Origin of the sequence: Streptomyces phaeochromogenes, from assembly GCF_001418655.1 — a bacterium.
In the GTDB taxonomy this organism is placed as follows: domain Bacteria; phylum Actinomycetota; class Actinomycetes; order Streptomycetales; family Streptomycetaceae; genus Streptomyces; species Streptomyces phaeochromogenes.
The window spans coordinates 1-20,662 of the sequence record NZ_LIQZ01000314.1 but is presented as its reverse complement, the minus strand read 5'-3'; the positions used below and the strand labels follow the sequence as shown (position 1 = coordinate 20,662).

Annotated in this window: 17 protein-coding genes and 1 pseudogene; 15 read left to right on the top strand and 3 right to left on the bottom strand. The window is 70.4% G+C overall.

The features are described from left to right. Window positions 1-175: 175 nt before the first annotated feature. Complete coding sequence (locus tag AOK17_RS35060) at window positions 176-727, bottom strand: DUF3455 domain-containing protein (RefSeq protein ID WP_055616628.1); 552 nt, start codon at window positions 725-727, stop codon at window positions 176-178. A gap of 387 nt (window positions 728-1,114) precedes the next feature. Here AOK17_RS35060 and AOK17_RS35055 point away from each other — a divergent pair, with 387 nt between their 5' ends. Genes AOK17_RS35055 through AOK17_RS35035 form a run of 5 tightly spaced genes read left to right on the top strand, consistent with a single transcriptional unit; the run spans window position 1,115 to window position 6,603 of the window. Next, window positions 1,115-1,738, top strand: coding sequence for an isochorismatase family protein (locus tag AOK17_RS35055; RefSeq protein WP_055616627.1), 624 nt, complete (start codon window positions 1,115-1,117; stop codon window positions 1,736-1,738). After that, window positions 1,699-3,636 (top strand): anthranilate synthase family protein, encoded by a 1,938-nt coding sequence (locus AOK17_RS35050; protein WP_055616626.1) that lies wholly within the window; start codon window positions 1,699-1,701, stop codon window positions 3,634-3,636. The genes AOK17_RS35055 and AOK17_RS35050 overlap by 40 nt, the downstream gene beginning before the upstream one ends. Before the next feature lie 33 nt (window positions 3,637-3,669). Beyond that, window positions 3,670-4,179, top strand: coding sequence for a PhzA/PhzB family protein (locus AOK17_RS35045; protein ID WP_055616625.1), 510 nt, complete (start codon window positions 3,670-3,672; stop codon window positions 4,177-4,179). Further along, a complete protein-coding gene (locus AOK17_RS35040) occupies window positions 4,176-5,741 on the top strand; it encodes an FAD-dependent oxidoreductase (protein WP_055616624.1) in 1,566 nt (521 codons plus the stop codon). The genes AOK17_RS35045 and AOK17_RS35040 overlap by 4 nt, the downstream gene beginning before the upstream one ends. A 7-nt stretch (window positions 5,742-5,748) precedes the next feature. Continuing rightward, window positions 5,749-6,603 carry a PhzF family phenazine biosynthesis protein gene (locus AOK17_RS35035; protein ID WP_055616623.1) on the top strand — a complete coding sequence of 285 codons (855 nt, stop codon included), beginning with the start codon at window positions 5,749-5,751 and terminating at the stop codon, window positions 6,601-6,603. A 25-nt stretch (window positions 6,604-6,628) separates the two neighbouring features. Here the strand turns inward: AOK17_RS35035 and AOK17_RS35030 are convergent, their stop codons facing one another. Further along, the gene (locus tag AOK17_RS35030) at window positions 6,629-7,573 is read right to left on the bottom strand and encodes a cupin domain-containing protein (RefSeq protein ID WP_425424661.1); all 945 of its coding nucleotides are present in this window, start codon (window positions 7,571-7,573) and stop codon (window positions 6,629-6,631) included. Between the two features lie 412 nt (window positions 7,574-7,985). Here AOK17_RS35030 and AOK17_RS35025 point away from each other — a divergent pair, with 412 nt between their 5' ends. Both AOK17_RS35025 and AOK17_RS35020 read left to right on the top strand, forming a co-directional pair. Then, window positions 7,986-9,866: a non-ribosomal peptide synthetase gene (locus AOK17_RS35025; RefSeq protein ID WP_055616622.1), complete on the top strand. Its 1,881-nt coding sequence runs from the start codon at window positions 7,986-7,988 to the stop codon at window positions 9,864-9,866. After that, window positions 9,857-11,104, top strand: coding sequence for a cytochrome P450 (locus tag AOK17_RS35020; RefSeq protein WP_055616621.1), 1,248 nt, complete (start codon window positions 9,857-9,859; stop codon window positions 11,102-11,104). The genes AOK17_RS35025 and AOK17_RS35020 overlap by 10 nt, the downstream gene beginning before the upstream one ends. 53 nt (window positions 11,105-11,157) lie before the next feature. On the opposite strand, the gene AOK17_RS35015 is transcribed toward AOK17_RS35020, so the two are convergent. Further along, window positions 11,158-12,006, bottom strand: a complete 849-nt coding sequence (locus AOK17_RS35015) for a helix-turn-helix transcriptional regulator (RefSeq protein ID WP_055616620.1) — start codon at window positions 12,004-12,006, stop codon at window positions 11,158-11,160. A gap of 339 nt (window positions 12,007-12,345) precedes the next feature. Here AOK17_RS35015 and AOK17_RS35010 point away from each other — a divergent pair, with 339 nt between their 5' ends. From AOK17_RS35010 to AOK17_RS34975, 8 genes and pseudogenes are all read left to right on the top strand, one after another. Continuing rightward, window positions 12,346-13,383, top strand: coding sequence for a helix-turn-helix domain-containing protein (locus AOK17_RS35010; RefSeq protein WP_079053449.1), 1,038 nt, complete (start codon window positions 12,346-12,348; stop codon window positions 13,381-13,383). 160 nt (window positions 13,384-13,543) lie between these two features. Further along, complete coding sequence (locus AOK17_RS35005; RefSeq protein WP_055616619.1) at window positions 13,544-14,518, top strand: alpha/beta hydrolase; 975 nt, start codon at window positions 13,544-13,546, stop codon at window positions 14,516-14,518. Then, entirely contained in the window at window positions 14,518-15,729 is a 1,212-nt protein-coding gene (locus AOK17_RS35000) for an acyltransferase family protein (protein ID WP_055616618.1), read from the top strand. Before AOK17_RS35005 ends, AOK17_RS35000 begins: the two co-directional genes overlap by 1 nt. A 158-nt stretch (window positions 15,730-15,887) precedes the next feature. Continuing rightward, on the top strand, window positions 15,888-16,982 hold the full coding sequence (locus tag AOK17_RS34995) for a fatty acid desaturase family protein (RefSeq protein ID WP_245697562.1): 1,095 nt from the start codon (window positions 15,888-15,890) through the stop codon (window positions 16,980-16,982). A 73-nt stretch (window positions 16,983-17,055) separates the two neighbouring features. Next, the gene (locus tag AOK17_RS34990; RefSeq protein ID WP_055616617.1) at window positions 17,056-18,342 is read left to right on the top strand and encodes a sensor histidine kinase; all 1,287 of its coding nucleotides are present in this window, start codon (window positions 17,056-17,058) and stop codon (window positions 18,340-18,342) included. Continuing rightward, the gene (locus tag AOK17_RS34985; protein ID WP_169801974.1) at window positions 18,339-19,019 is read left to right on the top strand and encodes a response regulator; all 681 of its coding nucleotides are present in this window, start codon (window positions 18,339-18,341) and stop codon (window positions 19,017-19,019) included. Before AOK17_RS34990 ends, AOK17_RS34985 begins: the two co-directional genes overlap by 4 nt. A 508-nt stretch (window positions 19,020-19,527) precedes the next feature. Next, window positions 19,528-20,346: an ABC transporter ATP-binding protein gene (locus AOK17_RS34980; RefSeq protein WP_055616616.1), complete on the top strand. Its 819-nt coding sequence runs from the start codon at window positions 19,528-19,530 to the stop codon at window positions 20,344-20,346. Beyond that, a pseudogene (locus AOK17_RS34975) lies at window positions 20,343-20,662 on the top strand (ABC transporter permease); the annotation flags it as partial. The gene AOK17_RS34980 and the pseudogene AOK17_RS34975, both read left to right, overlap by 4 nt.

Below are 20,662 nucleotides of genomic sequence, written 5' to 3'. Positions count from 1 at the left end.
CGGCGGTCTGGACTCCCGCCGGTCGTCGTCTGTTCGAACCGGGCCGAGCGTAGCGGCCGGACGCCGGTCCCGTGTACGACGTCGGTACACGTCGCACGTTCTGCTGCTGGGGGGGCCGCAACGGCAGTGGCCCCTCGAATTCGCCCAGGGGCCACTGCCGTTGCCGCCTACCGCATCACTTGGCGGGCTTGTAGAACGTGTAGGTGGCGGAGTACGGGACGCTCGTCTGGTCGGTGCCGGTGCAGGCGGTGGTGGGAGCGACGCCGCCGGCGGTGTTGAGCCGCTGGATGTAGGAGACGTCGGCGAAGACCCCGGTGCCGCGAGTGGCGGTGGACTTCAGGAGGAGCTCGGGGATGGTGCCGGCCTTGGGGGAGGTGGCAACGGCGGCGGCGTTGACGGCGCTGCCGTCCACCGTGGACACCCAGACGGGGCCGCGGGAGTGGAGGGCGACCGTGCGGCGGGAGTGGTCCTTCTTGACCCACAGGGTGGCGGCGGGCTCCAGCAGCTTCCAGGCGCCGTCGGTGCAGGTGTAGGTCTGGACGCCTTCGGCGGAGAAGACGCCGGTGAGCCGGTTGCCGTCCGGGACCTTCAGCGCGTCGGGAACCTCGACGCCGGTGCGGGCGGGCTGCGAAGCCGCCGCCGGGCCGACCGTCGCGCCTATGAGCGTGGCGGCGGTGACAGTGGCGAGAGCCGTGGTGGTGAGGACAAGCCGCTTGGCTAGCTTCATCAGGTGTGTCTCCAGAGCAATTTCTGAACGTGTTCGTGGGATTGGACTGGGAATGGACGCGGATCCCGTGCGTGTCCCAAGCCAGGACTGGGCAGGTTCCAGACGTCCGGGCCGGTCAGATGATCTTCAGCCTTGATGCCGCACTGTACGCGTGAACTCGGCCGGCTGTTCAGCCAACTTCTGATCAGTTAGTAGCCAACTCTGCTCACTGGCCTGGGTGGCTGTACATCAGGCTCAGACGCGTATGGATTCCGGCCTTTCGCGTATGGCTGTGGGGCGCGAGGCGGTGGTTGCGTAGGCCGTCGTAGTCGTCGCCGGGGCACCGCAGAACGTGCAACGTCACGAGCCACCCCGGCCGAACCGCCGTAAGCCGAAAAGGAATTCAGCATGGCTGGCATCGCGGACATCGAGCCGTACCCGTTGCCGACACCGGCGGAGCTGCCGAAGAACGTGGCCGACTGGACGGTCGATCCCCGGCGCGGCGCGTTGTTGATACATGACATGCAGCGGTACTTCCTGCGCCCTTTCTCCGAAACCATGAGCAGACAGCTCGTGCGGAACACGGCCTCGGTACTGGACCGGTGCCGGGCACTGGGCATGCCGGTGGCGTACACGATGCAGCCCGGTGGCATGGACCCGTCGCAGCGCGGTCTGCTCGCCGACTTCTGGGGTGCCGGAATGGCAGCCGCGCCGGCCGACCGTGACGTGCCCGAACCACTCCAACCCGGGCCGCGGGACGGGGTGTTCACGAAGTGGCGGTACAGCGCCTTCTTTCGAACCGAGTTACTGACATGGCTGCGCCGGCATGACGCCGATCAGCTCGTCATCTGCGGGGTGTACGCCCACATAGGCGTCCTGGCCAGCGCGGTCGACGCGTTCAGCAACGACGTCCAGCCATTCCTCGTGGCCGACGCGGTCGCCGACTTCTCGGCACGGGACCATCGATTCGCCCTGGAGTACGCCGCGCGGAAATGCGCTGTCGTGGTCACCGCGGAGGACGTCCTGCCGTGACCGGTACGTCAGGTCTGCTCCGCCGGGTGCTGGCAGCGGAGCCACCCCCGTTCGCGCTGCTGCACCGCCCGGAACGAACCGGACCACATCAACTCGACGTACTGACAGGCGAGTTGACCATGCCGGACAGGCTCGCCGATGTCCCGGTGGCCGAAGAGGGCACCGAAGACGGCCAGGGGCATCAGGTCCTGACGGTCATCCCCTACCGGCAGCTCCGCGAACGTGGCCTCGACTGTGTCGACGACGGGGCGCCGCTGATCGCGATGCTGATCACCGAGCAGGCGGTGGTGCCGCTGCACGATCTGCTCCGACGCATCCCCGAGGTCCCGGTCCGGCTCGGCGACGGACACTTCGACACCGACGACGACACCTACGCCCGTACCGTCGAACGGATCGTCAGCGACGAGATCGGGCGGGGCGCGGGCTCGAACTTCGTACTCGGCCGACGCTTCGCCGGGCGTATCGCCGAATACGACCTCGACGTGGCACGCGCCGTCTTCCGCCGACTGTGCGAACAGGAGTCCGGCGCGTACTGGACTTTCCTCATCCACACCGGCACACGAACCTTCGTCGGCGCTACACCGGAACGCCACGTCAGCCTGCACGACGGTGACGCGGTGATGAACCCGATCAGCGGCACGTACCGCTATCCCGAGGACGGCGCCACCCTCGCCGGGCTGATGTCGTTCCTGGACAGTCACAAGGAATCCGACGAGCTGCACATGGTGCTCGACGAGGAACTGAAGATGATGGCCCGCGTCTGCGACGGCGGCGGTGTTCAGGTCCTGGGGCCGCGGCTCAAGGAGATGGCGCGGCTGGCCCACACGGAGTACCTCATCACGGGCCGTTCCCGGCGGCACCCGCTGGACATCCTGTCGGAGACGATGTTCGCGCCCACGGTGACCGGCAGCCCGCTGGCCAGCGCATGCCGGGTCATCAGCCGGTACGAGCCGGCAGGGCGCGGTTACTACGGCGGGGTCGCCGCGCTGATCGGCCGCGACCTCACAGGCGGCCACCGCCTCGACTCGGCCATCTTGATCCGTACGGCGGATGTCGGCATGGCAGGCCGGGTCGGGATCGGTGTCGGCGCCACGCTCGTACGGCACTCTGATCCGGCGGCCGAGGCGGCGGAGACCCGCGCCAAGGCGGCGACCCTGCTCCGAGTCATGTCCACCGGTCCGGGGGCCGCGGCCCGCCCCGGACCCGGCCGCCTTCGCCCGCTCGGCGAGCATCCCTACGTACGGGACGTGCTTCAGCGTCGGCGACGTGGACTGGCTGGGTTCTGGCTCGCCGCCGAACACACACCGCCGACGCCCGTGTCCTCCTCGCGCCGGGTCCTGGTGGTGGACGCCGAGGACATGTTCACCGCGATGATCGCCGCGCAACTCCGCTCACTGGGCCTGACGGTGACCGTCCGGCGCTGGGACGAACCGTACTCGTGGGAGGCGGACGATCTCGTGGTGCTGGGTCCTGGGCCGGGCGACCCCCGAGACGCCGACGATCCCAGGAACTCCCACCTCCGCGGGGCGATCGAAGCACTGCTGGCCGGTCGGAAGCCGTTCCTCGCCGTGTGTCTGAGCCACCAACTGCTCAGTCTGGTACTTGGTTTGGACATGCGCCGCGGCGCCGTGCCGCACCAGGGCACGCAACGCGAGATCGAGTTGTTCGGCGAGAACGAGACGGTGGGCTTCTACAACACGTTCGCCGCGCACAGTGACACCGACAAGCTCGACGTGCCCGGTGTCGGCCCGGTGGAGGTCAGTCGGGACGCAGGCACCGGCGAGGTGTACGCACTGCGCGGACCCGGCTTCGCCTCCCTGCAGTTCCACGCCGAGTCGGTGCTGACCCGCAACGGCCCCGCCCTCTTCGCCGCGCGCATCGACGAGACGCTGGCCTGACACATGCCCGACCCGCCACCGAGGAGACCGACCATGACCCAACACACGAGGCCCCAGGAGTGGGTCGACAACGACTCCGAACTCCGCCGCACCAACCGGGCCACGGTGCAGCGGTACCTGGACATGACGGAAGGCCCGGCGAGGCTCGAACGCCACCACCTCTTCACCGAGGACGCGCGAGGCGGCCTCTGGACCACCGACACCGGACAACCGGCCGCCGTCACGGGACGGGAGAACCTGTACCTGATGGCCGCGTGGTCGCTCGAGTGTTTCCCCGACTGGCGCTGGACCAACGTCGAGATCTTCGAGACGCAGGACCCCAACCGGATGTGGGTCGAGTGCGACGGTGAAGGGCAGATCATCTTCCCCCACTATCCGCCGGGCCACTACCGCAACCACTTCATCCACTCGTTCCGCCTCGACAACGGAAAGATCGCGGAGATAAGGGAGTTCATGAATCCCTGCGAGCAGATGCGGGCTCTGGGCATCGAGGTGCCGGTCGTCAAGAGGGGCGGGATCCCCACCGACGGCGAGGCGGCATGACCTCGGTGGTCGTCGTCGGCTCGGGCGCGGCGGGGCTGGCCGCGGCCCTGTCCGCACGGGAGTCGGGCGCCGAGGTCACCGTCGTCGAGGCGACGCCGACGATCGGCGGCACCACCGCCCTGTCCAGCGGGGCGGCCTGGCTGCCCGACAACCACCTGCCGCTCGCCGCCGAGGACAGCCCGCAGCGCGCCCGTACATATCTGAGTGCCCTCGGCCGATCCGACGAGAACGGGCACGAGTACGGGCACGGGTTCGGGCATGGGCACGGGTTCGGGGCCGCGGACACCGCCATGTCCGACCGCTTCGTCGACGAGGCGCCGCGCGTGGCCGAGTGGCTTGAGATGAAGACACCACTGCGCTGGGCCACCCTTCCCGTACCGGACTGCCACGGCACGTTGCCGGGCGGGTACGGGGCCGGGCGGTCGCTCGAACCACGGCCGTTCCGCGCTCCACCGCGGGTCGCCGCTCTGGTGCGAGCCGCTCTGCCCTGGCGGTCGCGGGCGACCCTCACCGAACTCCTCACCGGCAAAGCCGCACCCGACCTCATCGAGCAGCGCCGGCAGGCCGGAACACACACCGCGGGGCAGGCGCTGGTGGCGGCACTGCTCACGGCCGCCGTCGACGCGGGCGTCACCATCCGCACGCACGCCAGAGCAACGAGGTTCCTCGGCACCGGTGTGGCGGTCGACGGCACACTGCTCGCCGGACGGGTCGTACTCGCGACGGGCGGCTTCGAACGCGACGAGGTGCTCGTCCGGCGATTTCTCGGCGGCCCGATCGCCGGTCTCACCGGAGCACCCGGTGCCCGTGGTGACGGCCTGCGCATGGCCGTCGCCGCCGGGGCTACGCTGCACAACACGGGGCAGGCCTGGTGGTGCCCGACGATCCGGATACCCGGCGACGCGATCGACGACGAACCCGTGCACCGGATACTCCTCGCCGAGCGTGCGCGCCCCGGTGCCGTGCTGGTCGACTGCGACGGTCACCGGTTCACCAACGAGGCCCGGAACTACCACGAGGTCGGCCGATCGCTGCACCCGACCGAACCGTCATGGCTGATCGTCGACGCCGCCCACCGCCGCCGCTATCCGATCGGCCCGGTCCGCCCCGCCGACCCCGACCCGGACTGGCTGCAACGCGCGTGCACACTGCCGGAGTTGGCGCGTCTCATCGACGTCCCGGGCGACGCGCTCGCCAAGACGATCAGCCGCTTCAACTGGGCGGCGGCAGCCGGCGAGGACCCGGACTTCGACCGAGGAGCGAACCCCTACGACGGTGTCATGGGCGATCCCGGCGCCGTCCACCCGACGTTGGGGCCCCTGTACGCACCACCCTTCTACGCCGTGCCGGTACGTCCCGGACTCGGCGGAACCAGCGGCGGCCCGCGTACCGATCCCGACGGGCGTGTGCTGCGCGACGACGGGGCGGCCGTGCCAGGGCTGTACGCCGCGGGAAACGTCGCCGCCGGCCCGTTCGGGTCCGCCTATCCGGGCACCGGCGCGACGATCGGCCAGGCACTCGTGTTCGGGGCCCAGGCAGGCAGAGCAGCGGCAGGAGACTGAACCCACCATGCACCAGTACGTGATCGTCGACGTGTTCACCACGGTCGCCCTTCAGGGCAACCCGCTGGCCGTCTTCCCGGACGCGGTCGGTATCCCCGCCGAGAGGATGCAGCTGATCGCCCGGGAGATGAACCTCTCGGAGACGACGTTCGTCCTGCCCGCCCGGGCCGACGGGGACCGGCGGGTCCGTATCTTCACCCCGATCAACGAACTGCCGTTCGCCGGGCACCCGGTACTGGGCACCGCCGCGGTGCTCGCCGTGTCCACGGAGGTGGACCGGCTACGACTCGAAACCGCGGGCGGCACCATCCCGGTCGACTTCAGCCACCGAAGCGACCGGACCGTCACGGCGGCCATGCGCCAGCCGATCCCGGTCCGGGAGTCGTACGCGCGGCAGGGCGACCTCCTCGACGCGCTCGGCCTCGAATCCTCGACCCTGCCGGTGGACGCCTACCGCAACGGGCCCCGGCACGTCTACGTCGGAGTCGAGAGCGAAGCGGCCCTCGGCCGGGTCCAGCCTGATCTGCGTACGCTGGCGCGACACCCGGACATGGCCGCCATCTGCTTTACGCGCTCCGGGAGTTCTGAGGGCTCGGGGGAACACTGGCGGATGCGGATGTTCTCCCCGGCCTACGGCGTGAGCGAGGACGCGGGTACGGGATCGGCCGCCGGCCCGCTCGCGGTGCATCTCGCGCGCTACGGACTCGTCCCGTTCGGAACGAGGATCGAGATCGTCCAAGGAGTGGAGATGGGCCGCCCGTCACGGATGTTCGCCAGGGCAGAGGGCAACAGCAGCCAACTGGACACGGTCGAGGTCGAAGGATCAGTGGTCATCACCGCCCACGGAACCCTCCTCGCCTGAGCCTGGCCGGCCCGCATCGCCCGGTTCAGGCGTCACAGGCCCGGCGGGACTCCAGATCGCGGAAGCGGCCGGGTGAAATGCCGTACTCACGGCGGAAAGCGGCTCCGAACGCGAATTCCGTCGAGTAACCGACCTGACGGGCGATCGTGGCCAGCGGTGCCTTGGTCTCCCGGAGCAGACGGGCTCCGTGGCTCAGGCGCCGGCCGGTCAGGTACGTCATGGGCGGCTTTCCGACCATCGCGGTGAATCGCTTGGTGAAAGCGGTCCGCGACATTCCCACGGTCTTGCCGAGCTGCTCCACCGTCCACGGCTTGTGCAGGCTCGTATGGATCTCGCGCAACGCGACGGCGATGGCGGGATCGTCGGTCTCCGGCCGGTCCGCGTCGCGATTCTGCTCCAGCCACTGGCGCAGGGCGTGGGTCAGCAGCAGGTCCAGGAGTGCGGGGCGGGTCGCCCCACTGCCCGGTGGCGCGTCGGACACGTCCACGGCCAGCAGATCGGCCAGCAACCGCAGTTGCAGGGCGCGGTCATGGCCCGGCGAGACCACGAGGAGCTCGGGCAACGCTCGTAAGTACGGGTGTACTTGTCCGTGGTCGAGCCAGTACGCGCCGCAGAGGAACTCGACGTCGGCCGGATCGGGACTGCTCGGATCGGGGCAACTCGGATCAAGACTGTGCGGATCGGGACTGTGTGGACCCTCGCTCACGACCTCTGCCGCCAGGGGCAAGTCCTTGAGCAGGCCTGGCGCGTGACTGAACCCGAGTTCGGCACCGAACGGGGTGAGGACGACATCGCCCGCCTTGAGTGCGCGTGGCCGCCCGGTTGCCGGGATCAGCCAGCCACTGCCCCGCAGGAGGATGTGGAACCCGCTGCCCGCGAAGGCGGGGAACCGCATGCCCCAAGAGCCCGATTGCCTGACCCGGCATGCCTGGGCCCGCCCGATCCGCACGCTGCCGATGGCCTCGCTCAGTATGTCCGTGCCTGAGCCGGTACGGGCACGAGCGATGGCAGCTATGCCGGTGGGACTCTTTTGGTTCACGTGTCTCTCGTCTTTCGTATGCAACAGGGCCCAGAGCCGCTCCGGTTTGCCCTACCACCGGAGCCTAGGCCGACCGGCACGCCAGGCACTTGAACCACAGCGGCATCCGAACAGAACATCCGCGCCACGAGTTGGTGGTCCAAGTGGGGTGTATGTGAGGCCTGCCAAGTGTCGGGTGGCAGCCACTCCCGACGTCCAGGTGCGCGTACGCACGCGTATGGACCCGCATCACCGGAGCATGTGCCCTTGGGTCGGCCGCTGGTTGAGTCGGCGGTGCGACAACCTCATCCGACCGGCCGCGCCGACTTCGTCCGTGAGGGCAGGGACACCGATGAAGCGGGGGATGCCGATGAAGGACGTCACGATCACGGAGCTGTTCGCCGATCAGGTGCGGCGCGCGCCCAATGCGACGGCGCTGCGCTTCCGCGGTGAGGAGATGACCTATCGGCAGTTGGATCTGCGGGCCGAACACCTGGCCCACCGGCTGCGGGACATCGGCGTCGGGCCGGAGGACGTCGTCGGCGTATGCGTCGAGCGTTCCTTCGAGATGATCGTCGCTCTGCTCGGTGTGCTGAAGGCGGGAGCCGCGTATCTGCCGTTGCATCCGGACGAGCCCGCCCTGCGGCTCCGGTTCATGCTCGACCATGCGGACGCCCGTGTCCTGCTCACCCACCGGCCCGTCCGCGGTCAATTGCCCCATCTCGACGTGACCGTGCTCGATGTGGACGTGACCGTGCGAGATGTGGAGGGACCCGAGGTTCCTGGTGCCACGCCACTTCCGCCCGGCAGGTCGGCCGAGGGGCTGGCGTACGTGCGCTACACCTCGGGCTCGACCGGTCATCCGAAGGCGGTGGCCGTGCCGCACCGTGGCGTGGTCCGGCTCGTGCACGACACCGAGTGGATCGAGTTCGGCCCTGATCAGATCTTTCTCCAACTCTGTGCGCTGACGTTCGACCCCTCCGAGTTCGAGATCTGGGGAGCCCTGCTGAACGGTGGCTGCCTGGTCATCCACCCGCCCGGCCCCTTGTCGCTGCCCGAACTGGCGGAGTGCCTCCGGCGGGAGAGGGTCACGACCCTGTGGCTGACCGCCGGGCTGTTCCACCGCATGGTGGACCGCCACGTGGACAGCTTCGGCGGGCTTCGCCAACTCGTCGCCGGCGGGGACGTGTTGTCACCGGCCCACGTCAACCGCGTACGCCGTGCCCACCCGAAGGTCCGGATGGTCAACGGCTACGGCCCGACGGAGAACACCTGCTTCACGACATCCCACACGGTCACCCGCCAGGTCAGCGGGACGGTTCCGATCGGGACGCCGATCGCCGGTACGCGCGTGTACATCCTGGACGAGGGCCTGCGGCCGGTTCCCGAGGAGGAGTGGGGCGAGCTGTACACCGGCGGATCCGGACTCGCGCGCGGCTATCTGCACCGCCCGGAGCTGACGGAACAGCGGTTCCTGCCGGATCCGTTCGTGCCCGGCGAGCGGATGTACCGGGTCGGGGATGTGGTCCGCCGAGACTGGAGCGGCGTGATGGAGTTCCGGGGCCGCGTCGACGACCAGGTGAAGATCGCCGGCCATCGGATCGAGCCCGGCGAGATCGTGGCCGCGCTGACCGACCAGCCGGGTGTGTCGGAGGCCGTCGTGATCGCCCGGGAGGACGTCACGCCGGGCGAGAAGGTCCTCGTCGCCTATGTCGTCACGGAACACCCGGAACTCCCGGACCTTCCGGTCGAGAACCAGGCCGACCTGGCCACCGAACTGCGGCGGGCGCTCCGCCACCGGTTGCCGCGGCACATGGTCCCCGTCGCGATCACGGTGGTCCCCGAGTTCCCGCTGACCCGGGCGGGCAAGATCGACCGTACGGCGTTGCCGGCGCCGAAGCTCGTGCCGCGCGCCACTGACACGGCGTACGAGCCCCCGAGGACGCCGGTCGAGACGAAGCTGGCCGATGTCTTCGCCGATGTTCTGGCGGTCGAACAGGTCGGTATCCACGACGACTTCTTCGCCATCGGCGGCAACTCACTCATCGCCGCGGACGTCCTCGCCCGACTCCGCGGCGAACTGGCGGTCGACGTACCGGCGGCCCGCTTGTTCTTCGAGAACCCCACGGTGGCGGGGCTGGCCGAAACGGTCGCCGTGCACACCGGATCCTCCACCGGACTATCCACCGAACCGTCCATCGAGTCATCCGACGAAGACCATGAGGGAGACAGGGCATGCGACTGACACACCCGACCGGAGACGAAGCGATCGACCTGGACAAGGTGGACCTGGTCGACCCCCTTCTGCACGCGGAGGGTGACCCACATGCCATCTGGCTCGCCATGCGCACCCACGACCCTGTGCACTGGCAGCAGTTACGCCCGGACCTGGGCTTCTGGTCGGCGACGGCCTTCGACGACGTCGCGCGAGTGTTACGGGACCACACGGCGTTCACCTCCGAACACGGCACGCTGCTGAACCTGTTGGGGAAGAAGGACCCGGCCGGCGGGAAGCAACTTCCCGCGACCGATCCGCCACGGCACACACGCATGCGCTCACCGGTCCAGCGCGCGCTCAACGGCCGTGCGGTGGAGGGGCATCGTGGAGTGATCCGCGACGAGGTCCGGCGTCTGTTCACCGGGGTCGTCGACGGTGAACCGTTCGACTTCGCCGCGCTGACCGGCCAGTTGCCGATGGCGGTGATCGGGACACTCATGGGCCTCGACCGCGACGACTGGTCCCACCTGACGTTCCTCACCACTCAGGCCGTCGCGCCGGACGACCCCGAGTTCGTACGGCCGGAGGGTCCGCAAGCCACCCTGCACCGGGCACACCGGGAGTTGTTCGCCTGCTTGCAGGACGCCGTGGCCAAGCGCCGGGGCGGCGGCACCGGCGACCTGATCGACGTACTGTCCACGATGGACTTTGAAGACGGCGGAGGACCGCTGACCGCGGGCGAGATCGTCTCGAACTGCTACAGCCTGCTGCTCGGCGCGAACGTCACGACACCGCACGTACCGAACGCGGCCCTGGCCGAGTTGACCGCCACCGGCACGTACGCCGACTGGGCCGAGTACCCGGAGCTGCTGGACAGCGGGATCGAGGAAGCGCTGCGCTGGTCCTCACCGACCAGCCACTTCATCCGCTACGCCACGCACGACGTCCAACTCGGCAAGGTCACGGTCCGCGCGGGTGAGGCGGTCGCCGCGTGGATCGGCTCGGCGAACCGGGACGCGAGCGTGTTCCCGGACCCGTACACCTTCGACGTACGCCGCAACGCCCGGCGGCACCTGGCCTTCGGCGTCGGCCCGCACTTCTGCCTCGGCCATGCCCTGGTGAGGATCACGTTGGAGGAGTTCTTCCAGGAACTCTTCGCCCAGTTCGAGCACTTCGAGCCGGCGGGTGAACCGGAGCACCTGCACTCGAACTTCATCGCGGGGATCAAGCACCTGCCGCTGGTCGCGACCCGCCGCAAGGGGTAGCTCGCCGCAACGGGGAGGAGGCGAGGGGCCGGTGAGGCGGGGCATCTCGGGCGTCAGTCGGTGGGGAAGCCGTCCGCGCCGAGGACGTTCAGCAGGGCCAGCTTGTCGTGGCTCTCGGTGCCGGGCGTCGCGGTGAGGATGAGCAGGGACTGCGACTGGCCGGGGTCCCGCAGGTTCTGGCAGAACAGGTCGATGCGCCCGACCTCCGGGTGGACGAACCGTCTGGCCTTGCTCCAGCGCAGACCGACCTCCTGCCGGTCCCACAGCGACGCGAACTCCCCGCTGAGCCGCAGCAGACTCGCCACCAGACGGGAGGCCTGTGACCCGGGTCCCTCCTTCGTCGACGCCGCCCGCAGGAGCACGACGTTGACCCGGCTGCTGAGTTCGTGGTCGTCGGGGAGATACCGCTCACGGGCGGCCGGATCGGTGAACCAGCGGTAGGCGGCGCTGCGCGCGTCACCGGAGTGGGTCTGTTCACCGAGCAGGGCCACGGCGGGAGGCGTCTGCAGCAATGTCTCGCCGAGGGGGCCCATGATCTGTGCCGGGGTGTCCTGAAGCCGGTCGAGGATGCGCATCAGTCCGGGGTCGACGTGCTCGCTGCGCGGCAGCCGCTGGGGCGTGCGGTGCCCGCACAAAAACAGGTGATCGCGTTCGTCCGGGGTGAGGCCCGGCCCGCGGGCGATGGCCGCCGCCATCCGCTGCGACGGCTGCGGCCCACTGCCACGTTCCAGGCGGGCGAAGTAGTCGGACGACATGTCGCACAGCTCGGCCGCTTCCTCCCTGCGCAGCCCGCGGGCGCGCCGACGCGTTCCGCGGCGCAGCCCCACGTCCTCCGGCTGCAGCGCCTCCCGCCGGGCACGCAGGAAGTCGCCCAACGAGGCGCGGTCCAACGCCTGTTCCATGAACGGGCCTTCCCTTCCGTCGTCGCACGCATCGTTGCAGGCACCGGCGGGCACATCCACTGACTCCCATCCACTGACTCTCATCCACTGACTTTCGATCAGCGGACGAGCATGTCCTTCATCCGCGCCGCGGAGTGCCGTCAACTGGTCGGGGCCCGCGGTGACCGACACCGCGACGACGAGTAGGCGCCACGCCGGGAACCGTCGGGGTTTTGCTCCTCCTGCCGAAGTCCAGGAAGGTCAACACGCCACGCTCTCGAACCACAGCGGCATTCGGACGGAACATCCGTGCCACAGGCGGGCGTTGGAGCAACTCATGCGAGGGGGGATCGACGGGCGATGAGCACGGGAACGAGGGCCGATGTGTCGAACGGGGCGTTACACGGAACGACGGCCGACGTGTCGCACGGGGCGTTCCACCTGGACTCCACGGTCCCGGGCGCCGCATCGCGAGGACTCGACGCCTTCCGGCGCGGGTGGGAGACACAACTCGGCGGCGGCTTCAGGCTGCCCGCCTTCAGCCCCGCCACGATCGGTGACTTCCGGGTCAAGGGCCGCGCCGCCAGGCTGAGCGACGTGACGATCGCCGACCTCCACGGCGCGTCGGGCACCCGGACCGTGGGCGCCCCACGCGGCGACGAGGATCTGGTGCGCATGTACGTGGTGCGGCAGGGCGCATGGGCGTTGGACGGCCCGCGCGATCGTGACGCGCACACCGTGTCGGCCGGGCAGTTCCTCCTTCGGCACTTCGGACACCCGTCGGCCTTCGAAACAGCGCCGCACACCACGGCGAAGATCCTCTTCCTGCCCACCGCGATGCTCGGACCACTGCTCGGGAACCGGACCATCACCGGACTGGTCGACTCTGCCGAGGTACGGCTGTTGGGGGCGCACGCGAACATGGTCCACGAGACCATCGCCGACCTGAGCCCGGCCGGTGTGCACGCCGCCCACAGCACCCTCATCGAGCTCGCCAAGGCGGTGGCGCAGAGCCGGTTCGACGACACAGAGCCCTTACTGGCCCCTTCGCTCGCGCGGGCCGCGAAGGACCTCGCGGACAGTCACCTCGCCGATCCTGAGCTGTCCCCGGCGATGCTGGCGCGTGAACTGCGTGTCTCCGTACGCACTTTGCAGCGGGCGTTCGCCGCGGTGGGGGAGTCGGTGACCACCTACATCCGCGACCGGCGCCTGGAGGAGGCCCGCCTCGCTCTCACCGCCGGGCCGGGCCGGCCGAGCGTCTCGGAACTCGCCGCCCACTGGCAGTTCGCCGACAGCAGCCACTTCATCCGGGCCTTCAAGAAGCGCTACGGCCAGACCCCCACGGAGTACGCCCGCTCCACCAGGCCGAGCCGGTCGACCGGGTCGACCGGGAATTGAACCGAACGCCTCGGTGCCGCCGCCAAGCTCGTCCCGGCACCTAGCCCACCCCCTACCGGGGTATCACTCCCGACTTGGCTCCCCAGGGTGACGCGTCACCCTCAACCGTCTTCCTACCTTCCTCCCCGTCACCACGGACGAGACAGAGGGAGACGCACGCATGCGCCGCTTCAGGAAGGCCCTGACCAAGGCCGTACTGACCACACTGCTGGTCGGCAGCACGGCAGGCTGGGCCTCGGAGAGCAGCGAGAGCGCGCTGAGCGGTCCGCTCCCCGGCACCGCCGCCTGGCTGGCGGACGACTCTCTGGGCAAGGATTTACCGGACCCCAACACGGCCACCCCGTCCGAAGTGGCCGTCTTCTTCGCCGACCTGACCGACTCTCAGCAGCGGCGACTCGTCGAGGACCACCCCACCGTGGTGGGCAACCTCGACGGCGTCCCCGTCAGCCTCCGTTACGAGGCCAACTCCCCGGCAGGCGAACAGATTCTGGCGTACGACCCGCGCGACCGCGGCCTGATCGCGCAGGTCGTCGGCGACCTGGAGCAGGCCACTCACGTCTCGGTGCTCGTCCCCGGCTCGGACATCGACATCTCGACGTTCGACCGTACGGCACAGTCGGCCGCCGACCTCCAGGAGGAGGCGGGCGATGATACGGCCGTCATCGCCTGGGCCGGCTACACCACCCCCTCCGGCATCGGCCCCGACCTGGCGACGGGCCGGCTCGCCGAGACCGGCGCCGAGCGCCTCACCCGTTTCACCGAGGGCCTGGACGCGGCCGGCCTCCCCGATCCCTCCCTCTTCTGCCACAGCTACGGCTCGGTGGTCTGCGGCCTCGCCGCCCCCGACATCGACGCGAGTGACATCGTCGTCATGGGCTCGCCCGGCATGCGCGCCGACGACGTCACCGCACTCGGCACCGACGCCCACGTCTGGGCGGCGAAGTCCCCGGACGACTGGATCGACCGCGTCCCCAATGTCGAGGTTCTGGGCCTGGGCCACGGCGCTGACCCCACCTCGCCCGACTTCGGCGCGACCGTCCTGCCCGCCGACGACGTCCCGGCGCACGACGAGTACTTCACCCCCGGCACCTCCACCCTGACCGCGTTCGCGGCGATCGCCGGCGGAGACCTGTGATGAAGGCCCCCACGAAGCTCGCGAGGCTCACCGCCACGATCGACGGCCGGACCCCCGCCCACCGCGACCGGGCCATCGACGGCCTGCGCGCGCTGGCGCTCCTGGCCGTCCCGACCGGCCACTGGCTGCTCGGCGGCTTCACCCTGGACACCGGCGGCGGCCTGCACAACGCCGGCCCGCTGGCCACGTTCGGCGTGCTGGCCCCGGTCGGCTGGTTCCTCCAACTGCTGGGCATCTTCTTCCTGGTCGGCGGCTACTCCTCGTACCACTCCTACCGGCGCCGCAAGGGCTCGGCCCGCGAGTGGACCACCGGCCGGCTCACCCGCCTGGGCCGCCCGGTCCTCGGCGTCACCGCCGTGTGGGCGCTGCTGCTTCCCGCCCTCCACTACGGCCTCGGCGTGCCGACCGCCACCCTGCACACCGCGTCGACACTGGTCGTCCAGCCCCTGTGGTTCGTCGGCGTCTACGCCGTGATCACGGCCCTCACGCCGTACTGCGTCCGCGCCTCGCAGCGCTTCGGTTTCCGGTCCGCGGCGCCGCTGCTCGGCTCGGTCGCGGTGGTCGACTTCCTGCGATACGGCCCGTACGCGGATGCGATGCCGTCCTGGGTGAGTCTGCTCAATCTGCTCCCGGGCTGGATGTTCGCCTACCAACTGGGCGTGTCCTGGGCGGACAAACGGCTGGGCCGCCGCGAGGCGTGGCTGCTGTTCGCGGGCGGCGCGGCCCTGTTCGCCACGCTGCTGCTCGCCTTCCACTACCCGGCGTCGATGGTGGGCGTGCCCGGCGCGTCCCGTACCAACTCGCACCCGCCGTCCCTGCTCGTCCTGGCGCTTGCCGCCATCCAGTCCGGTGCGGCGATCCTGCTGCGCGACCGGCTGGCCCGGCTGCTCCGGCGCCCTGTCCTCTGGGCCCCGGTGGTGGTCATCAACCTGTCGGCGATGACGATCCTGTGCTGGCACCAGACGGCGATGCTCGCCGCCGCGGTCCCCGCCTCCTACTTCGGAGAGATCCCCGGCCTGACCACCGCGCCGGACACGGCCGGCTGGATCCTGGCGCGGATGGCCTGGATGCCGCTCTTCGCCGGGCTGCTCGTGGCGATCGCGAAGTTCGCCCGGCCCTTCGAGACCCCTTGGGACCGCACCGGCAGGACCCGCCGCGCGGTGGCGGGCGTGCTGGCGGCGGGCTTCGCCTACTTCGCGCTGCCGGTGTGAGCGATGCATACCCCTTCAGCCTGCAGCCCCCGATCGGCCGGGTGATGGCTCCATGGCCCGCCAACACCGGTGACCCGTACGTCATTTCAGGCCGGGCCAGCGAGCCACGCGCCGCATCGACACCAATCCACCAATCCACCGAACACAGGAGCACAACCATGTCCTTGGCCGGCGAAACCGCCCTGCCGCACCCCGAGAAGGCCGCAGCGAGGCAGTCCCCACCGGACACGGGCAGCGAGTTCACGCCCCTGCTGCGCGACGTCAAGGAACAAGAGCTGCTCGACCGGCGCGCCGGCTGGTACGCACGCACGATAGCGACCAACGCGCTCGGCCTGGCCGCCGTCGTCACCGGCATGGCACTCATCGGCGATTCGTGGTGGGTGGTGGCTCTCGCCCCCGTCCTCGCCGTCCTGTGCGCCCGCACGGCGTTCATCGGCCATGACGCGGGCCATGCCCAGATCAGCGGCAGCCGCGTCACGAACCGCCGCATCGGACTCGTCCACGGCAACCTGCTGCTCGGCATGAGCTACGCGTGGTGGAACGACAAGCACAACCGCCATCACGCCAACCCCAATCACATCGACAAGGACCCTGACGTCGCCGCCGACGTCCTTGTCTTCACCAGCGAGCAGGCCACCACCCGCACGGGCTTCCGCGGTTGGCTCACCCGCCACCAGGCATGGCTCTTCTTCCCCCTCACCCTCCTCGAAGGCCTCGCCCTGAAGCTCCACGGCTTCCAGGACCTGCGCCGCCAGAGGGGCCGTGAGCGCCTGGTGGAGGGCACGCTCCTTGTCGCCCACATCGCCGGGTACGTCACCCTGCTCCTGACGACCATGCCGCTCGCGCACGCACTCGCCTTCGCCGCGCTCCACCAAGCCCTGTTCGGGCTGCACCTGGGCATGGCCTTCGCGCCCAACCACAAGGGGATGGACATGCCCGACCCCGGCGGTGAGAAGTGGGGACACCTGCGTCGGCAGGTCCTCACCTCCCGCAATGTCAGGGGCGGCGTGCTCACCGACTGGTTCCTCGGCGGCCTCAACTACCAGATCGAGCACCACCTGTTCCCCAGCATGCCCCGCCCCCACCTGAGGCTCGCCCAGTCCATGGTGAAGGCCCACTGCCGGGACCTCGGTATCCCCTACGCGGAGACCGGCCTCATCGACTCCTACCGCCAGGCGCTGCGGCACATGCACGACGTGGGAGAACCGCTGCGCGCCGACGGGGGACGTTCACTGGTTCGGCGGTCTCGGTGACTGCGGTTCCGTCGAGCGGGCCTGGCAGTCGCGCGCCCGCTGACGCCATCCCACCTCACATAGGCTGGGGCCCATGACCGCAGTGGAGGAGGAACCCCCGCGCGCGCTGCTCGCGGGGGCTTCGCGTCGGTGGGTACGGCTGCTGCCGTGGGCCGTGGCGTTCGTACTGAGCGTCGCCCTGCTGCCCACCACCATCCAGGTGCTCACCGCCGACTACGGCCTGAACGGCGGCCTCGCAAGCGCGCTTGCCGTCGCACAGGCGGCACCGCTGCTGCTCGCCGTCGTCCGCCCGCTGCAGGCCTGGTACGTGATCTTCGCCGCTGACGTGGCCGGGGCGCTCGCCCTGCTCACCGTCGACTTCAAGGAGCAGCTCCTGTGGCCGTTCCCGCCCATGGAGATCGTCGGGTACGTCGGCCTCTGCCTCGCCCTCGGCCTGCGCGAACCGCGCCGGACGCTGCTGCTGGTGTGGCTGGCCACGGCGGGCGTGAACGTCGCCCTGGGGTTTTTCGCGCCCAACGGCACGAGCGCCATGAACGTACTGCTCACCATTCTCAGCGGCGTCGTACTCGTGCTCGGAGGTGCGCTCCGCGAACGGTACGACGCGCAGCGCAGGCTGGCCGAGCAGGAGACGATCAGCGAGGCCGAGCGCGACCGGCGGACGCTGCTGGAGGAACGCGCCCGCATCGCGCGCGAGCTGCACGACGTGGTGGCACACCACATGTCCGTCATCACGGTGCAGGCGGACACCGCTGCGTACCGCCTCGAACGGCTGCCGCCGGACGTGCAGGAGGAGTTCACGTCCATCGCGGCGACCTCGCGCGAGTCGCTCGGCGAGATGCGACGGCTCCTCGGCGTGCTGCGGAACGAGGAGGCGAACGGCGAACTCGTGCCCCAGCCGGGCCTGACGCGGATCGGGCAGCTGGTGGAGGCGACGGCGAGGGCGGGCGTGCCGGTGGAGTTCACCCCCTGCGACGCCGACGTGCCCGAGGCGGTGGGCCTCTCCGCGTACCGCATCGTCCAGGAGGCCCTCGCGAACGTCGTGCGGCACGCCCCCAGTGCTCCGACACAGGTGTCTGTGTCGGTGTCGCAGCCGGAGCCGGAGCCGGAGCCGGAGCCGATGTCGGAGCCGGCGGCGGAGTGCCGTTCGGAGGACAGTGCGCGGCTCACCGTCCTAGTGGTCAACGGCCCGTCGCCCCAGCCGCCCGCCGCGCCGCTCGAAGAGGGCGGCACCGGGCACGGCCTCGTCGGCATGCGCGAGCGGGTACGGCTTGTCGGCGGCACCCTCGACGCGGGTCCGCTGCCGGACGGCGGCTTCCGGGTGGCCGCCCAACTTCCCCTGACCGAAAAGGACTTCACGTGAGCACGCCCACGCGCGTCATCATCGTCGACGACCAGGCCATGGTGCGGGCCGGCTTCGCCGCGCTGCTGGCCGCCCAGAGCGACATCGACGTGGTGGGCGAGGCCCCCGACGGTGCGCAGGGCGTCGAGCTGAGCCGGAGCACCCATCCCGACGTCGTGCTGATGGACGTCCGTATGCCGGAGATGGACGGCCTGGAGGCCGCGCGCCGCCTCCTCGCGCCCCCGCCGGGCGTGACACACCGGCCGCGTGTCCTGATGCTCACCACGTTCGACGTCGACGACTACGTCTACGAGGCGCTGCGGGCGGGCGCGAGCGGCTTCCTGCTCAAGGACGCGCCGCCGGCCGACCTCATCGCGGCGGTACGCGTCGTGGCCTCCGGCGACGCGCTGCTGGCCCCCTCCGTGACGCGCCGCCTCATCGCGGACTTCGCCCGGCAACGTCCCGCCACCCGGGGCAAGCCCGCGCTGCGGCTCAAGGCCCTGACGGAACGCGAGACCGAGGTCCTCACCCTGGTGGCCCGCGGCCAGTCCAACACGGAGATCGCGGAGACGCTGGTGCTGGCCGAGCAGACGGTGAAGACGCACGTGAGCCGCGTCCTCACCAAGCTCGACCTGCGCGACCGTGCCCAGGCGGTGGTCTTCGCGTACGAATCGGGGCTGGTGGCCCCGGGGGAGTAGGACGGCCCTCGCCGGGGCCGCTGCCCGCGCCCCGGGCACATCGCCATCGGAGGCGGAGGCGGAGGGGCCTGCGGCCTTGGCGCCCGTACGGTGCGTGGCGACGTTCCCGACCAGCCGGTTCCGGTGTCCCTGAAGCGCGTCGGTGGGTCGCGGTCTGAGTCACGGACGGGCTCGCTCCCTGACCCCGGACGGCGCAGGCGGCCCTTCCCATCCCACTCAGCGAGGCGGCGTCCTCGCTGGTGCTCCGTCCTGGACCCTGGCGCACGGCTGCAGCGGGGCGAAACCCCATGCACGCCGTATCGGCGACGGCCAGGGCGACCCGCCTCCGACAGACAGGCCCGGGACTTCACCCCTGAGCCTCGGGAAGTGGCACCCGGCGGGCCCTGCCCCTCCTCCACCCCCTACCCCGGTAGCACCTCCACATTGGCTCCTGGGTATGACGCCCGGTGCGCAGCCGTCCCCGCACTCTCCACCTCGTAGGCACGAGAAGATCGCGAGAGGGCGGAACATGAAGCTACGCAACGGCAAGCGGCAGAAGACGGACGACCGACCGGAGGTCCCGCCCACCACACCCGGTCTCGCCGTCGAACTGCGCGGTGTCCGGCGGCAGTACGGCCGCGGCGCCGGCTCCGTGCACGCCCTCGCGGGTGTCGACCTCGCCCTTCCGCGCGGTACGTTCACCGCGGTCATGGGCCCGTCCGGGTCCGGCAAGTCCACCTTCCTGCAGTGCGCGGCCGGGCTCGACCGGCCGTCGGCGGGATCCGTGCGCCTCGGCGGTACGGAGATCACCGGAATGAGCGAGAACAAGCTCACCGAACTCCGCCGCAGCCGCCTCGGCTTCGTCTTCCAGGCGTTCAACCTGCTGCCGTCGCTGACCGTGGAGCAGAACGTCCTGCTGCCACTGCGCCTCGCCGGGCAGCGCCAGGACCGCCGCCGGGCAGCCGCGGTGCTCGCGCAGGTCGGGCTCACCGACAAGGCGCGGCGCAGGCCCGGCGAGCTCTCCGGCGGCCAGCAGCAGCGCGTGGCCGTCGCCCGCGCCCTGGTCACAAGCCCCGACGTGATCTTCGCCGACGAGCCCACCGGCGCCCTCGACACCGGCACCGCCGCAGAGGTCCTCGGCCTGCTCCGGCACGCGGTGGACACCCTCGGCGCCACCGTCGTCATGGTCACCCACGACCCGACCGCGGCCGCCTGGGCCGACCGCGTGCTGTTCCTCGCCGACGGCATCTTCGTCGACGGCCTGGAGGGCGGTTCGGCGGAGCAGATCGCGGCGCGGATGGCGATGCTCGCCGACCGTACGGACGCGATGGCAGGGGTCGCGGCATGAGGAGCCTCGCCCCGAACGGCCTCGCTCGCGCGGCCGTACGCTTCAAACCTGCGTCGTTCGCGGGCACGTTCGTCGCGCTGATGATGTCGGCGCTGATCGTCGCGGCCTGCGGCATCCTGCTGGAGACGGGCGCCCGCGCCTCGGTGCCGGCGGAGCGGTACGCGAAGGCACCGGTCGTCGTGGCGGCCGACCAGTCCGTGCGACTCGTCGCCGACAGCATCGACGGCCCAGAGGAAACCGTGTACCCGCTGCCGGACACCGCCCGCGTGGACGTGGGTCTCGCGGCGAAGGCCGCCCGGGCGCCCGGCGCCGAGGC

What these genes read in the sequence shown, in the direction of transcription:
- AOK17_RS35035 (WP_055616623.1), top strand. Translation starts at nt 5,749, where the DNA reads ATGCACCAGTACGTGATCGTCGACGTGTTCACCACGGTCGCCCTTCAG.
- AOK17_RS34995 (WP_245697562.1), top strand. Translation starts at nt 15,888, where the DNA reads ATGTCCTTGGCCGGCGAAACCGCCCTGCCGCACCCCGAGAAGGCCGCA.
- AOK17_RS35050 (WP_055616626.1), top strand. Translation starts at nt 1,699, where the DNA reads ATGCGCTGTCGTGGTCACCGCGGAGGACGTCCTGCCGTGACCGGTACG.
- AOK17_RS35055 (WP_055616627.1), top strand. Translation starts at nt 1,115, where the DNA reads ATGGCTGGCATCGCGGACATCGAGCCGTACCCGTTGCCGACACCGGCG.
- AOK17_RS35040 (WP_055616624.1), top strand. Translation starts at nt 4,176, where the DNA reads ATGACCTCGGTGGTCGTCGTCGGCTCGGGCGCGGCGGGGCTGGCCGCG.
- AOK17_RS35005 (WP_055616619.1), top strand. Translation starts at nt 13,544, where the DNA reads ATGCGCCGCTTCAGGAAGGCCCTGACCAAGGCCGTACTGACCACACTG.
- AOK17_RS35015 (WP_055616620.1), bottom strand. Translation starts at nt 12,006, where the DNA reads ATGGAACAGGCGTTGGACCGCGCCTCGTTGGGCGACTTCCTGCGTGCC.
- AOK17_RS35045 (WP_055616625.1), top strand. Translation starts at nt 3,670, where the DNA reads ATGACCCAACACACGAGGCCCCAGGAGTGGGTCGACAACGACTCCGAA.
- AOK17_RS35060 (WP_055616628.1), bottom strand. Translation starts at nt 727, where the DNA reads ATGAAGCTAGCCAAGCGGCTTGTCCTCACCACCACGGCTCTCGCCACT.
- AOK17_RS35010 (WP_079053449.1), top strand. Translation starts at nt 12,346, where the DNA reads ATGAGCACGGGAACGAGGGCCGATGTGTCGAACGGGGCGTTACACGGA.
- AOK17_RS34980 (WP_055616616.1), top strand. Translation starts at nt 19,528, where the DNA reads ATGAAGCTACGCAACGGCAAGCGGCAGAAGACGGACGACCGACCGGAG.
- AOK17_RS35020 (WP_055616621.1), top strand. Translation starts at nt 9,857, where the DNA reads ATGCGACTGACACACCCGACCGGAGACGAAGCGATCGACCTGGACAAG.
- AOK17_RS35000 (WP_055616618.1), top strand. Translation starts at nt 14,518, where the DNA reads ATGAAGGCCCCCACGAAGCTCGCGAGGCTCACCGCCACGATCGACGGC.
- AOK17_RS35025 (WP_055616622.1), top strand. Translation starts at nt 7,986, where the DNA reads ATGCCGATGAAGGACGTCACGATCACGGAGCTGTTCGCCGATCAGGTG.
- AOK17_RS34990 (WP_055616617.1), top strand. Translation starts at nt 17,056, where the DNA reads ATGACCGCAGTGGAGGAGGAACCCCCGCGCGCGCTGCTCGCGGGGGCT.